12 protein-coding genes are annotated in these 14,880 nt (G+C 61.4%); 5 read left to right on the forward strand and 7 right to left on the reverse strand.

All coding sequences use genetic code 11. The features are described from left to right. On the reverse strand, positions 1–875 hold an 875-nt coding region (fcl, locus tag ACQY7U_RS13920; protein WP_428645383.1), incomplete at its 3' end, for a GDP-L-fucose synthase. 1 nt (position 876) lies between these two features. Continuing rightward, the gene (gmd, locus tag ACQY7U_RS13925) at positions 877–1,938 is read right to left on the reverse strand and encodes a GDP-mannose 4,6-dehydratase (RefSeq protein WP_428645384.1); all 1,062 of its coding nucleotides are present in this window, start codon (positions 1,936–1,938) and stop codon (positions 877–879) included. Positions 1,939–2,296: 358 nt separating this feature from the next. On the opposite strand from gmd, the gene ACQY7U_RS13930 reads away from it, so the two are divergent. Continuing rightward, positions 2,297–3,040, forward strand: coding sequence for a hypothetical protein (locus ACQY7U_RS13930; RefSeq protein ID WP_428645386.1), 744 nt, complete (start codon positions 2,297–2,299; stop codon positions 3,038–3,040). On the opposite strand, the gene ACQY7U_RS13935 is transcribed toward ACQY7U_RS13930, so the two are convergent. The 3 genes from ACQY7U_RS13935 to gcvA all read right to left on the reverse strand — a co-directional run bounded on the left by ACQY7U_RS13935 (position 3,037) and on the right by gcvA (position 5,811). Beyond that, complete coding sequence (locus ACQY7U_RS13935) at positions 3,037–3,789, reverse strand: hypothetical protein (RefSeq protein WP_428645387.1); 753 nt, start codon at positions 3,787–3,789, stop codon at positions 3,037–3,039. The two genes, ACQY7U_RS13930 and ACQY7U_RS13935, sit on opposite strands and share 4 nt — an antisense overlap. Before the next feature lie 54 nt (positions 3,790–3,843). Continuing rightward, entirely contained in the window at positions 3,844–4,755 is a 912-nt protein-coding gene (yegS, locus tag ACQY7U_RS13940; RefSeq protein ID WP_428645389.1) for a lipid kinase YegS, read from the reverse strand. 132 nt (positions 4,756–4,887) lie between these two features. Then, positions 4,888–5,811: a transcriptional regulator GcvA gene (gene gcvA / locus ACQY7U_RS13945; RefSeq protein ID WP_428645390.1), complete on the reverse strand. Its 924-nt coding sequence runs from the start codon at positions 5,809–5,811 to the stop codon at positions 4,888–4,890. A 153-nt stretch (positions 5,812–5,964) separates the two neighbouring features. Here gcvA and ACQY7U_RS13950 point away from each other — a divergent pair, with 153 nt between their 5' ends. After that, a complete protein-coding gene (locus tag ACQY7U_RS13950) occupies positions 5,965–7,182 on the forward strand; it encodes an acyl-CoA dehydrogenase (RefSeq protein WP_428645392.1) in 1,218 nt (405 codons plus the stop codon). Positions 7,183–7,247: 65 nt separating this feature from the next. Continuing rightward, positions 7,248–8,429: an NAD(P)/FAD-dependent oxidoreductase gene (locus ACQY7U_RS13955; RefSeq protein WP_428645394.1), complete on the forward strand. Its 1,182-nt coding sequence runs from the start codon at positions 7,248–7,250 to the stop codon at positions 8,427–8,429. An 11-nt stretch (positions 8,430–8,440) separates the two neighbouring features. On the opposite strand, the gene ACQY7U_RS13960 is transcribed toward ACQY7U_RS13955, so the two are convergent. After that, positions 8,441–9,400: an N-formylglutamate amidohydrolase gene (locus ACQY7U_RS13960; protein WP_428645395.1), complete on the reverse strand. Its 960-nt coding sequence runs from the start codon at positions 9,398–9,400 to the stop codon at positions 8,441–8,443. Positions 9,401–9,790: 390 nt separating this feature from the next. Between ACQY7U_RS13960 and ACQY7U_RS13965 the strand changes: the two genes are divergently transcribed. Then, a complete protein-coding gene (locus tag ACQY7U_RS13965; RefSeq protein ID WP_428645397.1) occupies positions 9,791–10,969 on the forward strand; it encodes a pyridoxal-phosphate-dependent aminotransferase family protein in 1,179 nt (392 codons plus the stop codon). Between the two features lie 196 nt (positions 10,970–11,165). Here ACQY7U_RS13965 and pap read toward each other — a convergent pair whose 3' ends face one another. After that, the gene (pap, locus tag ACQY7U_RS13970; RefSeq protein ID WP_428645398.1) at positions 11,166–12,632 is read right to left on the reverse strand and encodes a polyphosphate:AMP phosphotransferase; all 1,467 of its coding nucleotides are present in this window, start codon (positions 12,630–12,632) and stop codon (positions 11,166–11,168) included. A 210-nt stretch (positions 12,633–12,842) separates the two neighbouring features. Between pap and ACQY7U_RS13975 the strand changes: the two genes are divergently transcribed. Further along, the gene (locus tag ACQY7U_RS13975; RefSeq protein ID WP_428645399.1) at positions 12,843–14,870 is read left to right on the forward strand and encodes a VTT domain-containing protein; all 2,028 of its coding nucleotides are present in this window, start codon (positions 12,843–12,845) and stop codon (positions 14,868–14,870) included. Positions 14,871–14,880: the final 10 nt, after the last annotated feature.

Below are 14,880 nucleotides of genomic sequence, written 5' to 3' on the forward strand. Positions count from 1 at the left end.
CAGGCCCAACCCATCGCCCTCAACTTCTCCACACTCATCACCTTCCGTGGTGTCCCATCCGGTTTGGTGAGGTCGTGCTTGATCTCACCTTCAAAGCCGACGACCTCGCAAATCAGCCTTGCCAGATCGAGGACCGTTATATCTGATCCGCTGCCAACGTTAACATGCTCAGCATCCGAATAGGTCTTCATCAGGAAGACCAGCGCATCGGCGCAGTCGTCGGCATGGAGGAATTCCCGTCTTGGTGCGCCCGTCCCCCAGATGACGATCTCTTTGTCACCGCGGAGCTTGGCCTCGTGCGCCTTGCGAATCAGGGCCGGGAGGACGTGGCTTGACGCGAGATCGAAATTGTCACCCGGGCCATAAAGATTTGTCGGCATGGCGGAGATGAAGTCGCAACCGAACTGCTTGCGGTAAGCTTGGCATAGCTTGATGCCGGCGATCTTGGAAATCGCATACCACTCGTTGGTCGGCTCCAGCGGGCCGGTGAGCAGAGCTTCCTCGACAATCGGCTGATCGGCAAATTTTGGGTAGATACAGGAAGACCCCAAGAAAAGAAGTTTCTCCACTCCGGCCTGATAAGAAGCATGGATGGCGTTCGCCTCGATCATGAGGTTGTCATAGAGAAATTCCGCCGGGCGGGTGTCGTTGGCGAGAATCCCGCCGACCTTGGCGGCGGCCAGAAAGACGGCCTGAGGTTTTTCGCGGGCAATCCAGGCCGAGGTCGCCGCCTGGTCCTTGAGATCCACTTCGTTGCGCCCGACGGTCAGGATCTCGCAGTCTTCCTGCCGCAGGCGCCGGACGATTGCCGAGCCGACCATGCCGCGGTGGCCGGCCACCCAGACACGTTTGCCCTTGAGATCGTAAAGGCTCATCTCAAACGCCCTTCAAAACCACATCGGACTGCATGACACGCAGGTCCTCACGCACCATTTCGCTGACGAGTTCCCGGACGCTCGTCTCGTGCCGCCAGCCGAGCTTTTGATGGGCCTTGCCGGGGTCGCCGATCAGGAGGTCGACTTCCGTCGGGCGGAAATAGCGCGGGTCGACTTCGACCAGGGTCTTGCCGGTCGCCGTGTCGATGCCCTTTTCGTTTACGCCCTCGCCTTGCCATTCCAGCGAATAGCCCGCATCGGCGAAGGCCCATTCGACGAAGGTGCGCACCGGCGTGGTTTCTCCCGTCGCCAGCACATAGTCGTCCGGTTCGTCCTGCTGGAGCATCAGCCACATGCCGCGCACATATTCCCGGGCATGGCCCCAGTCGCGCTTGGCGTCGAGATTGCCGAGATAGAGCTTTTCCTGTTTGCCCAGCTTGATCGCCGCCGCCGCGCGGGTGATCTTGCGGGTCACGAAAGTTTCGCCCCGGAGCGGGCTCTCATGGTTGAACAGGATGCCGTTCGAGGCATGCATGCCGTAGGCTTCGCGGTAGTTGACGACGATCCAATAGGCGTAAAGCTTGGCAGCCGCATAAGGGCTACGCGGATAAAACGGCGTCGTTTCCCGCTGCGGCACTTCCTGCACAAGGCCGTAGAGCTCTGACGTGGAGGCCTGGTAGAAGCGCGTCTTTTTTTCCATTCCGAGAATGCGTATGGCTTCGAGCAGGCGCAGGGTACCGATACCGTCGGCATTGGCCGTATATTCCGGTGTCTCGAAGGACACCTGTACATGGCTCTGGGCGGCAAGGTTGTAGATTTCGTCCGGCTGAGTTTCCTGCACGATGCGGATCAGGTTGGTCGCATCGGTCATATCGCCGTAATGCAGGAAAAAACGGGCATTCTCCTCATGCGGGTCCTGGTAGATGTCTTCGATCCGGCCGGTATTGAAGGAGGACGACCTGCGCTTGATGCCGTGGACGATATAACCCTTGTCGAGGAGAAGCTGGGCGAGATAGGCACCGTCCTGTCCTGTCACTCCTGTAATAAGGGCTGTTTTCTGCATCTTTTCCACACCGTTTCGCTGCCCGCGCAGCAGATCAAGTCACTTCAGTCAAAAATGGTCAATCCGTTGGGCCCTGACGGACACCGGGGGAATCAGCATCCCGCATATTCGGTGACACCTCGTGGCAACGGACTTTGAATTTGCCGCCTTATAATGCGTCCCAATTCCAATTGAAAGCGATCCCGTCCGGCGCGACATGGAAAAGGCCCGACCAGCCCCAAATATACTTGAGCTGAAGACCGGCTTCCCCGGACCTGTCGTGGAATGAACTGGATTAAACCTATGCTGTTTGGCATAAGGGACACAATTCTCCAAGGTTCACCAGCCGTTTGCGGCGCGGCGATTTCTCAAGGTTCCGATGACTGACAAAGCCAGAATAGACGTCACGCTCGTCTCCGGTGCGCGTCCCGGCCTGCTGAAGCAAACCCTGGAAGATTTTTCAGCCAAACTGTTCAAGAATTTCTCGCTCCAGACCCTTTACGTGAATATCGACCCCTTCGAGGGCGGCCGGGAAGAGGTTGAAGCCTGCGAGGCCATTTGCCGGGAGTATTTTCCGGCTATCGTTGCCCGAAAGCCGGAAACCTCCCATTTCACGCGCGCGGTGAAATGGTTGTGGAGCCAGCCGGCCGCCGACTGGTTCTTTCACCTTGAAGACGACTGGATCCTGAACCGCGAAATTGGCGAGGCGGAATTCCGGACCGCTCAGAAACGCAAGGTTACCCAGGTCAGTCTGATGACGAAGGAGAAAAACTGGGGCTACAGGTCGTTTTTCCATTATGAACCCGGCCGGAAGGTCATCCTCGGCAAGGATATCGGCAAGGGGCTGAACAAGAAGCGCCCCATCTTCACGACCAGCCCGAGTTTTCTTCAAAAAGACTTTGCCAAGCGCTGTGCAGAACTGATGGACGATGGCCTCGATCCGGAAAAACAGCTGAATTATCTCAATCCGGAACTGAACGCCTATACCGCCCGCTTTCGCAACCACTTCATCGGTGCCCGCCGTGAATTTGTCGCTGAAGACATCGGCCGGACCCATCGCGATGCGCGCGGGATTACAAAAACGGTTGTCGACGGCAACAGCGTCTGGAGCCGCGACACCTAGGCTGCTTCCGGTTTGTCCGGAAAGTATGCACCCTTCGTCGCCGCAGTGTCGAAGTCGAAGCCGAATGCATCGATGTCGCCTGCATACCAGTCCGCAACGATCCGGATCGTCTTTTCCGTATAGAAATCCTTGTAAGAGGCGCTCGAGCCCCGGGACACGTTCTTTTTCCGCAGGGTTTCGGGAACGCCGAAGTAACTCGCGACTTCCTGCGTCAAATGCTCTTGACGGAGTATGTCGACCGCAATGCGCCCGGTCTCGTCGACAACATAGTCGACCTGCGGATACCAGCCGAGCGACGCCCGGTGCCAGAAATAGTCCTTCGGGCCCCATTCGTGCCGCGTTTCCAGAAACGCCTCGAAGCCTTTCAAGGACAATTCCTGCTTCGAAAGCTCTTCGCCGCCGGTCTGGAGATAGAATTTGTACCGCGAGAAGGTTCTGCCCCAGGGATTGCGGACCACGGCGAAGGGAATGGTTGCAGCACGGACCGAAAGGTCGATGTCGCGCAGGCGGGCGTGTTCATAACCCGGATGCAGACCTCTCGATTTCATGTAGTCCAGCAGGCCGTTCGCGTAGGCCTTGCTCTTGAGCCGGCGCCTGTTCGCCAGCACGATCCGACCCTGCAGTTCGGGGGCTTCCCTGAGCGCCATGCCCGCGTTCTTGGGAATGTGGACCAGCAAGTGCTTCTTCGGTGCGAGGCCCAGTCTGGCGGGGGCGAATTTCAGGAAGTTCTTTAGCTGGTATTCGTCCATACTCTCGAGCTCATGGGGGCATCGCGGAGGAAAAGCCGCCTCTTTCAGCCCGTCTCACCTTCTCATTTCGATCAGGTGGTGCCTTATCCCAATCTGCCAGTCCTGTCCATTCATGGGCTCGCCGTCTAGATTGAACTGAACGGGTTGTTCCGTTCGGATCGAGAGCTTCCGAACCTTTTTCTGAATGAGGCCGTCCCTGATGCCTTCGACGCCATTTTCGAACAGGTTGGCCAGCAGGTCGAGCGCCTTTCCGGATTCGGGAACCGGCAGGATCGTGAGATCCAGGAAACCGTCGTCCAGCTCCGCGCAAGGACACAGGCGGATGCCGCCGCCGGCCTGACGGCCGTTGCCAACGGCAAGTGCCAGGAAAGCACCTTCGAAGGAGAAGTCTTCCGCCTCGATCCTGGCCTGGCAGGCCGAAAGCTCGGCGAAGCGCTGCAGACCGGTGAAGAGGTAGGCGGCACCGCCGAGCACACGTTTGAGCTTCGGGTCGGTCTCGGCGGTGACCTGCGTACCGAAACCGCCAGTTGCCATGTTGACGAAGAAACGGCCGTTGACCTCGCCGACATCCATCGGCCTTGCTGAAGCCGTCGCGGCGAACCGCAGGCATGCGGAGATATCGGCTGGGTCCAGACCGATATGGCTGGCGAAGTCGTTGGCCGTTCCAAGCGGCAGGACTCCCAGCGCAAAGGGAAGTTTTTCGTTTTCGGGAAGCACCTGCAGAATCGCGTCGACCATTTCGTGCAGCGTGCCGTCGCCGCCCCCGCTGACCAGCGTGGCAATCTTTTCGCCCTCCGCCTGATCGCGCAAGGCCTCCCGCGCCAGCCGGACGACATCCCCGCCTTCATAGGTGACCCGAACGGAGACGTCATGTCCCAGGGTGCGAACCCTGTCGACTGCATCCCGGACATCCGCGCGGCCGGCGGACTTTCCGTTCAGGATCAGACGTAAATGCTGTTTGTCCAATTTATTGTCCTCAAAAACACCCGCCGGAGGGCCAGACGACCGGCACGAAGCAGACACTGACGTTCCTCAAACACGGGAAAGCATCGGGTTTTGGACCGTCAAACCTGCGCCCGATCAATCAATGAGCCTCTCTCATCCCGGCAGCATTGTCTCCCGTTTGACCCTCGCCGTGCGCGCTTCTTCCATCAGCCACTGGCGGAAAGCGGCGACGACCGGGCGGATGGTGCGCCCCTCCGGATAAACGAAATAATAGGCCGTCTGCTGGGCCAGTGACAGGTCGAACAGGCGCACGAGGCGGCCGGAGGCCAGTTCCGCCTCGACGAAGAACCTGGGGATGAGCGCAGCGCCCGCATGGTGGATGGCGGCTTCCGAAATCATGACGAACTGCTCGAAACGCGCCCCCTGAAAGGCGGTATCCGTTTCCACCCCCGCCAGGTCGAACCACTGCCGCCAGGCAAGCGGCCGGGTGGCGAGCTGCAGGCGCGGCACGCGCGCGAGATCCGCGGGCGTGCGGATCTCGTGCCGGTCGCGAAAGACGCGCGAGGCGACCGGGATGACCTCTTCGTCGAAGAGCCGCTCGGCAATTGCCCCGGCCCAGACAGGATCACCGTGGTGAATGGCCCCGTCGAAAGGCTCCTCCTCGAAATCGAAAGGTTGCAGCCGCACGCTGATGTTGAGACCCGCATGCGGATAGCGGCGGGTGAAATCGGCCAGGCGCGGGGCCAGCCAGCGGGTGCCGAAGGTCGGCAGAACGGCCAGGTTCAGGACATCCTCGCTGCCTGCATAAGACATGACCTGGCGCGTCGCCGCGGTCATCTGCTCCAGTGCACTGCGAATATCGTGCAGATAGATCCGCCCCGCATCCGTCAGCACGATGCGCTGGCGCACCCGGCGGAAAAGTTCCACCCCGAGCCTGTCCTCCAGCTGGCGAACCTGCTTGGAGACCGCCCCCTGCGTCAGATGCAGTTCCTCAGCCGCGCGGGTAAAGCTCAAATGCCGGGCGGCACATTCGAAGGCGATCAGTGTGTCCGCGGGCGGGACGAAGGCACGCCGCATGCAGCCCCCTCTACTTCATTCCATTTCGTCATGAATGATGGAGCAGCTTTCGCTTTTCTGCAAATGATTTTGCGGAGAAACTAGAGAAAACAGAATGACCCGGCCGGCAAAAGGCCACAATCAGGGGTCTGAACCAGGCCCGGGAGAGATATCATGAATGCACCCGCACAACTCAAATCATCCCCCGCCGGCGGCGGCACCTTCGACTGGCAGGATCCGTTCCGCCTGCGCGATCAGCTGAACGAAGACGAACAGCTTATCCAGGACACCGCCCGCGCCTATGCCCAGGAAAAGCTGCTGCCGCGCGTGATCGAGGCTTACCGGGAAGAAAAGACAGACCGCGCCATCTTCAATGAAATGGGTGAACTCGGCCTCCTCGGCGTCACCCTGCCGGAAGATTACGGCTGCGCCGGTGCTTCCTACGTCGCCTATGGTGTCGTTGCCCGCGAAGTGGAGCGGGTCGATTCCGGTTACCGGTCCATGATGAGCGTGCAGTCTTCCCTGGTCATGTACCCAATCTACGCCTATGGAACGGAAGAGCAGCGGCAGAAGTACCTGCCGAAACTCGCCAGCGGCGAATTTGTCGGCTGCTTTGGACTGACGGAACCGGATGCCGGCTCCGACCCGGCCGGCATGCGCACCCGCGCGGAAAAGATCGACGGCGGCTACCGCCTGACCGGCTCCAAGATGTGGATTTCCAATGCTCCGATCGCCGACGTCTTCGTGGTCTGGGCCAAATCGGAAGCTCATGACGGCGCCATTCGCGGCTTTGTTCTGGACAAGGGCATGAAGGGCCTGACCGCCCCCAAGATCGGCGGCAAGCTGTCCTTGCGCGCCTCGATCACCGGCGAGATCGTCATGGACGGCGTCGAGGTGGGCGAAGACGCGCTGCTGCCGAACGTCTCCGGCCTCAAAGGTCCGTTCGGCTGCCTCAACCGGGCCCGCTACGGCATCGCCTGGGGCGCCATGGGCGCCGCCGAGGACTGCTGGATCCGCTCCCGCCAATACGGCCTCGACCGCGAACAGTTCGGCCGCCCGCTCGCCCAGACCCAGCTGTTCCAGAAGAAGCTTGCGGACATGCAGACCGAAATCACCCTCGGCCTTCAGGCGGCGCTCCGCGTCGGCCGTCTGTTTGATGCCGGTGAAGTGGCTCCGGAAATGATCTCCCTGATCAAGCGCAACAACTGCGGCAAGGCGCTGGACATCGCCCGCCAGGCGCGCGACATGCACGGCGGCAACGGCATTCAGGAGGAATACCATGTCATGCGCCACGCCCAGAACCTGGAAACGGTCAACACCTACGAGGGCACGCATGACGTTCATGCGCTGATCCTCGGCCGCGCACAGACCGGTCTGCAGGCCTTCTTCTAAGACAATTCCTGTAATAACGGCGGGCCGGCGACAAGACCGGCCCGCCTTTTTCAGAAGGTAACTCCATGGCAAACCTGACCGCGGATGTCGTCGTCATCGGCGGGGCCGCCACCGGCTCTTCCGTTGCCTGTCACCTTGCCATGCGGGACGATTTTTCCGGCCGGATCGTGGTCATAGAGGCGGACCCCGCCTATGAGACCTGCGCCTCCGCCCGCTCCGCCGCCTCCATCCGGCAGCAGTTCTCCACCGCGATCAATATCGAAATCTCGCTCTACGGCATCCGTTTCCTGAGGGAGATCGGCGCGGCACTTGAGGTCAACGGCGACCGGCCAGTCATCGACCTGCACGAAGGCGGTTACCTGTTCCTGGCAACGCCGGACAAGGCGGATATCCTGAAAGCAAACCACGCACTGCAGCAGGAGCTCGGAGCCGACATCGACCTTTACGATCCGGCGGGCCTGAAGCAGAAATTCCCCTGGCTGGAGGTGTCCGATCTTGCCGCCGGCTGCCACGGCCTTACCGGCGAGGGCTGGTTCGACGGCTATGGCCTGATGCAGGCATTCCGCAAGAAGGCCCGTTCCCTTGGCGTCGATTATCTGGCGGCAAAGGCAGCGGTTGAAACCGATGGTGCCGGTGGCTGGCGAGTGAAGCTTTCAAGCGGCGAGACCATCACCACCCCCGTCGTCGTCAACTGTGCCGGGGCATCCGGCGGAGCTGAAATCTGCCGGCAGGCCGGGCTTGAGGTTCCGATCGTGCCGCGCAAGCGCTGCGTCTTCACCTTCGAGTGCCGCGACCGGCTTGAAAACTTCCCGCTGCTGATCGACCCGACGGGCACCTATGCGCGCCCGGAAGGAACCGGCTTCATCTGCGGCTCGGCGCCACCAGAGGACCAGGATCCGGACTGCTCCGATTTCGACGTCGATTACGGGCTGTTCGAGGAACACGTCTGGCCGACCCTTGCCACCCGTGTTCCCGCCTTCGAGGCGATCAGACCGGGTGCGGCCTGGGCCGGGACCTATGACATGAACCTGTTTGACCACAATGCCTTTGTCGGGCCGGTTCCGGAGCTGGACGGGTTTTATCTTGCCCTCGGCTTTTCCGGTCACGGCCTGCAGCAATCACCCGCCGTCGGGCGCGGTCTCGGCGAGCTTATCGCGACCGGCGGTTATCAGACGCTGGATCTGTCGCCCCTTTCGATCAACCGGCTTGCGGCCAACACGCCAATTGTCGAGAAGAACGTCGTCTGACGAAGAAGAGCCTATTCGGCAACCAGTAGCGGCTCGGCAGGCGCGCCTGTCCCGCCTTCACTGTCTCTGGTGGCCGCAGGCGCTTCCGTCATTCCGTCCTGGCCGTCCTCCGTCTCGTCCGCGGCATCTTCCGTCCGGGCCGGGCCGCTCTTCGATGTGGAAGCGGTTTCTCTTGCCTTGCTTGAAACGCCGGTCCAGTCGACAAGACGGGACATGGAATCCAGCAACACCGTCTTCAGCCGCGCCAGTTTTCCCTTGTCCGGTTCGAAGGGCGGGGATTCGTGCCTGAGATAAGCGCGCTGAGCCAGAAGCAGCGAAAGGACGTGAATGCCGCGGCCAGGCTGTCCATAGGTTCTGGTGATGAAGCCGCCCTGTATGAAGTCGTCGACGCCGACCGAGTAGTCTTCCAGCCCCTTGAAAGACCCGACCAACAGGTTGCGCAGATCGGGGTCGCAGGAAGTCCCGTTCGCGCTGCCGATGTTGACGAGCGGCAGTTCTTCGTCCCTTACGCCCTTGATGTGCGAGCGCATGGACTGGCAATCGATCACGATCACGTCGGAGTGACTGCGAAGGAGCCGGTCGATCTGGGCACCGAGAGCCTTGTGAAAGGGTGAAAAGAAGAGCAGCGTGCGCTGCTCAATCTCGGTCGGGCCGGGTTCTTCCTGGTCCTGATAAAGACGCTTGCCGTCCAGCGTGGTTGCGGGACACAAGGCAAGCGCCGGATCAAATGCCGCGCCGACGGGCGTTGCCGGATCCTTGTCGAGATCAATGACATAGCGGGAAATCGTCGAGCCGATCATTGTCGCATCCAGCTCGTCCCGGATATCGAACACGCGCTCCAGCCGCCAGGCAACATCGGCCTGCAGCCGTCCGGTTGCATTCAGGCGCTTGAACACAGCCTTCGGCACATCCGTGCCGCTGTGAGGCAGACACAGAATGAGAGGGCTTTGTCCTTCTATTACCTGGATCATGCTGCAATGCCCAAGGATGGCGACCAGTCAGGCCTTAACTTGAAGAAATTACTTTACGGAAACAAGACATTTTCTCTTCATTTTAAGAATCCGTTTCCCGGAGGGCTACCCTCTCCCCACTCCCGGCGATTGGTTTTCAACGTTGAAATCGCACAACCCGACGAAACGCGATTCCAGCGCAAGCCGGCAGCAAACGAACAACCACGGGAAGTTTTCCCTTTCGCATATGCACAATCAGTACTGGTATTTTTACTGCTCAACCCTATAGGCTGTACCCTCTCTTGACGTATCCGGCCGGACAGGTGATCTTCCGCCTGAACCTTTCTCCCGGCCATATATGCCCGGTGCCCGTCCGGTTCAGGACCCATTCTTCACCGCAAGGAAACCGCCATGACGCTTCGCAATGGCAAAGAGTTTTTGATGATTCCGGGCCCCACCAATGTGCCCGACGAGGTTTTGCGCGCCATGCACAGGCCGGCAATCGACATTTACGAAGGTCCGCTGCTTGAAGCCACGGAGTATTGCCAGCACGGGCTCAAGCGTCTGTTCAGGACCGAGGGCAAGACCTACATCTACGCAGCCAACGGCCATGGTGCCTGGGATGCGGCCCTGTGCAACACCTTGAAGCGCGGGGACAAGATCCTGGTTCTTGAATCCGGCCGGTTCGCCCTGGGGTGGGGGGAGGCCGCCAGCGTTCCCGGCCTGAATGTCGAAGTCCTTGCCGGAAGCTGGGAAGAGGGCGTCGACCCGGCCCGTCTCGAAGACCGGCTGAAGCAGGACGCGGCGCATGACATCAAGGCCATCCTGGTCGTTCAGGTCGATACCGCCTCCGGCGTCTGGAACGATATTGCAGGGCTGCGCAAGGCGATTGACGCCGCCGGGCACCCGGCGCTCTTCATGGTCGACACGATCGCGTCACTCGGCTGCCTGCCCTTCGAGATGGATGCCTGGGGCGTCGATGTTGCGCTGACCGGATCGCAGAAAGGACTGATGTGTCCGCCGGGCCTGTCCTTCGTCGCAGCCGGTCCGAAGGCCGACAAGGCCCACGAAACGGCGGATCTCAGAACCAATTACACCGACTGGACCTTCCGCCAGGGACCCGAGCACTACGAGAAATATTGCGGCACACCGCCAGAGCACCTCCTGTTCGGCTTCCGCAGAGCCCTGGAACTGCTGTTCGAGGAAGGCCTGGAACGGGTCTGGCACCGCCATGCGCTGCTGGGCGAAGCCACCCGAAGGGCTGTTGCAGAATGGTCGCGGGAGGGCGCTGTCCGCTTCAACATCACCGACCCGCATGCCCGCGCCAACAGCGTAACCGTGGTCCGGATCGAGGAAGCGGATGTGGCGGCGCTCAGGACCTTCACCAAGGAGGTCTGCGGTGTGACCATCGGCGGCACCATCGGCGATCTTTCCGGCAAGGGCATCCGCATTGCCCATATGGGCCATGTCAACGCCGTCATGCTGCTCGGCACACTGTCGGCCATCGAACTGGGCTTCCGCAAGCTCGGCATTCCCCATGGCCGGGGCGGGATCGAAGCGGCGATGGATTATCTGGCGGGGGCTCTGTGAGGCTGGCGGCCGATCTTGCCAATACGCTCTCTCCCTTGTCCTCCCGGACGACCGCCGGGAGATCCGGGACCGGAGGGTCCAGAGCGGTTTTCGAGCCAAAACGATCAATGCCTCCCCGATCCCGGCTCGCGCTACGCGTGGCCGGGATGACGCGGACAGGTATCTCCCGTGAGAGGAGAGGCGACGGCCGATCCCCTTACAGCTTCTCCTCCAGCCGCTCGCAGATCGTCTTCAGCACCTCGACCCTCGCGTGGCGCTTGTCCTCGGAGGAAACCAGCGTCCAGGGCGCGTAGTGCGTTGAGGTGCGGTCGATCATGTCACCGGCGGCGATGGCGTATTGGTCCCACTTCAGCCGGTTGCGCCAGTCCTCGTCCGTGATCTTGTGCTGCTTGTAAGCCGTGTCCTCGCGCGCCTTGAAGCGGCGCAACTGCTCCTCCTCGGAAATGGCCAGCCAGAACTTGCAGACGATGTAGCCGAAGTCGGTCAGCTCCTGCTCGAATTCATTGATCTCGTTGTAGGCCCTCAGCCAGTCATCGTGGCCGGCAAAGCCCTCCACCCGTTCCACCAGCACCCGCTCGTACCAGGACCGGTCGAAGATCGCGAAATGACCTTTCCGCGGCACGCGCCGCCAGAACCGCCAGAGATAGGGCCGCGCCTTCTCTTCGTCGCTCGGCGCCGAAATCGGGTGAACCTTGTAGATGCGCGGGTCGAGCGGCCGGATCACCCGGCGGATCGCCCCGCCCTTGCCGGCGGCATCGTTGCCCTGGAAAACCAGAACCACACCGGTCTTGGTCAACGCCTTGCGGTCGGAGAGGTCGGACAGTTTCTTCTGGTATTCGTCCCTGAGCCTTTCGTAGTCCGGTTTTTCCAGCCTGGCCGTGAGGTCGATCGCATCGACCGCCGTTTCCCTGCGCACCCCGCCGACAACGGGCGGCGCGGCAACCGTGTGCCCGTCGCCGTCTTCCAGCTTCAGCTTCATCGCGCCCGCAACGGTCTGGGCGAGGGCCGCATCGCGGTATTCGGGGTCCTGGGAGGGGATCACGAACCAGGGGGCGTAACCCTTGCTGGTTTCCAGGATGATCTTCTCCCCCGCCTCGCTGGCTTTCTTGTGGTGTTTCAGGGCCGCCCAGTCGGAAAGCACATGGCGCGCGGCATGCTTCTTCTCGATGCTCTTCAGGCGCTCTTCCTGCACCTTCTTCGGAAGGACAAACCAGAACTTGAGGATGAGCACGTCCTCGTTTGCCAGCATTTCCTCGAAACGGCGGATGCGGACGAGGGCCTTTTCGAAAGCGTCTTCGTCGATCTTCTTGTAGATCCAGTCCTTCAGAACGCTCTGGTACCAGCTGCCGAAAACGATCGCGGTGTCCCCCTTGGCCGGCAGGTCGCGCCAGTAGCGCCAGAGCGGTGGCCGGAGGCGCGCCTCGTCCATGGGTTCGCCATAGGCGTTGCAGACCAGGTGGCGTGCATCCATCCAGCCATAAAGACGGGCGACCGCTTCGCCCTTGCCGGCCCCGTCCAGCCCGTCGACCAGGATCAGGGTTGAAAACGGCTGTTTCTCGATGACGGGCAATTGCGCGGCGAGCAACGCCTCCCGCAGCTTCGGCTCCAGCTTCTTGAAGGTTTTCTTGTCCATCTTCTGCGGCAGGCGGGCGGATTCAAACATCGGGCTCTCCGGAAAGGTCGCGCGCCGCCATCTTGAAACAGCTCAGGTGAAAACGCCATGTCCGCCGTCAAAATTCGGGCGCGAGGGAAGAACGTGTTTTTTCCCTATCGGATCAGCGCCGGCGCGCCTATATGAAGCTGTAATCGAAGCCCGGGACGGCCGAACCGTCCGGCCTTCGTCCTATTTAACGCGATTTTCCGGCCAAGGTCCGTGACCGAATTTATTGATCCCGTATTGACCTTCATCGCGGACAACCCGTCGCTGGCAGGTCTGATCTGCTTTCTGGCAGCCATGGGCGAGGCCCTGTTCCTGATCGGCCTTTTCGTGCCGACGACGGTGGTCCTCGTCGGCGCCGGCACACTGATCGGGCTCGGCAAGCTGGATCCGGTACCGCTCTTCATCTGGACGACGCTCGGCGCAACGGCGGGTGACGCCGTCTCCTACTGGATCGGCTATCTCTTCAAGGACAAGATCAAGAGCATGTGGCCGCTCTGCAAGTATGTGGAGATCATCGAGCGCGGCGAGGCCTTCTTCAAGCAGCATGGCGGCAAGAGCGTTTTCATCGGCCGCTTCGTTCCGGGCGTCAAATCCGTCGTGCCCGGCATTGCCGGTATGGCGGGCATGGATTTCACCCGTTTCACCGTGGTCAACGTCACCTCCGCCTTTGCCTGGACAGTGGCTCATATCGCCCCCGGGATCATTGCCGGGTCCGCCCTGGATGCGCTCGGCCAGGTCAGCACGCGCCTTGCCGTTGTCGTGGGGGCGCTGCTCGTGATCGTCTTCCTGGCGGTGATGCTCGGCCGCTGGCTGATCCTGATCATCCTGCCACTGTTTCCCAATACCCATGCGGTCATCATCAAGGGTTTCGCAAGGCGCGAGGACCGGGTGTCGCAATGGATTGCTCGCAATTTCGATCCGGCTCACCCACGATCCGCCGGCATGCTCGCCTCGGCCGTTCTGCTGCTGATCACGATGCCTGCCTTTTTCTGGCTTATGGGCGAAGTCGCCCCGGGCGAACCGATGGTACGGGCGGACCTGGCAATCCTGAACCTGTTCGACAGTCTGCGCACACCGGCCGGCGACAGGATCATGGTTTTCATGACCACACTCGGCGACGGGGTCGTGGTCGCGGCCGTCAGCATCGCGGTTGCCGCCTATCTGTTTCTCCGGAAAGCCTGGCGGCGCGGCACCGGTTTTGCCATCGCCATGGCGGGAACCGCGTTGTTCGTGCCGCTGTTCAAGCTGCTGCTGCACCGCTCGCGGCCGATCGAGCTTTACGCGGGAGCGGATGCCTACAGTTTCCCCAGCGGTCACGCCACCCTCAACGCGGTGCTGTTCGGCATTTGCGCGGTGCTCGTCGCGCACGATCTGAAACGATGGGCCAAGGCCGCCATCTTCACCGTCACCGCAACGCTCGTCATCACCATCGGCTTTTCCCGGATCTATCTCGGGGCGCACTGGATGTCGGACGTGCTTGCCGGCCTCCTGTTCGGAACAGCGATGGTGTCCGCCTTTGCGTTCGTCTTCGGTCCCATTCACAACGAGAAAATCGGCCGCACGACCCTTGCCGGAATTGTGGCGGCCACCCTTGTCGTCTTCGGCGGCTGGCATCTGTCCAGGTCCTTCGACACGGCCCTGGCAACCTATGCCCCGCACGCCAACAAGGAAATCCTGACGGCGTCCGGCTGGCGCGACACAAGCTGGCGGTTTTTGCCGTCCCACCGCATCGAACTGAACGGCGACAGGGAAGAACCCCTGGTGATCCAGTATTCCGGGTCTCTGGAGGCCTTCGCGAAGACCGCGGAAAAGGCCGGATGGCAACTGCCGCCGAAATGGTCGCTGACGACGGCGGGCGGCTTCGTGGAAGGTGAAACACCGCCGGATTCTCTCCCCATCCTGCCACGCAGCCAGAACGGCCGCCAGCCCGACCTCGTGCTGATCCGCAAGGATCCTGGCGAGGCCAGGGGCGGGCGATGGGTGCTGCGCCTGTGGCCGAGCCGCTATGAAATCCTGCGGGGCGGACACCTTTCCCCGCTTTACCTCGGCAGCGTGGTCCATGAGGACATCCTGCGGCCCATGGGAGAATTCTCCGGGCCCAAGACCGATGTCGAGGTTCCGGACGCCGCCGACAATCCCGCCCTGCTCCTACCTGGCGCCGCGACACGAAAACGTGCCGATGGCGTGGAGGTGGTCCTTTCCTCCGGCCGCGCAACGGAAACTCTTTCGGCAAGACCTTGAGACAAGGCCG

The organism is Roseibium sp. (genome assembly GCF_050301095.1).
GTDB lineage: Bacteria > Pseudomonadota > Alphaproteobacteria > Rhizobiales > Stappiaceae > Roseibium.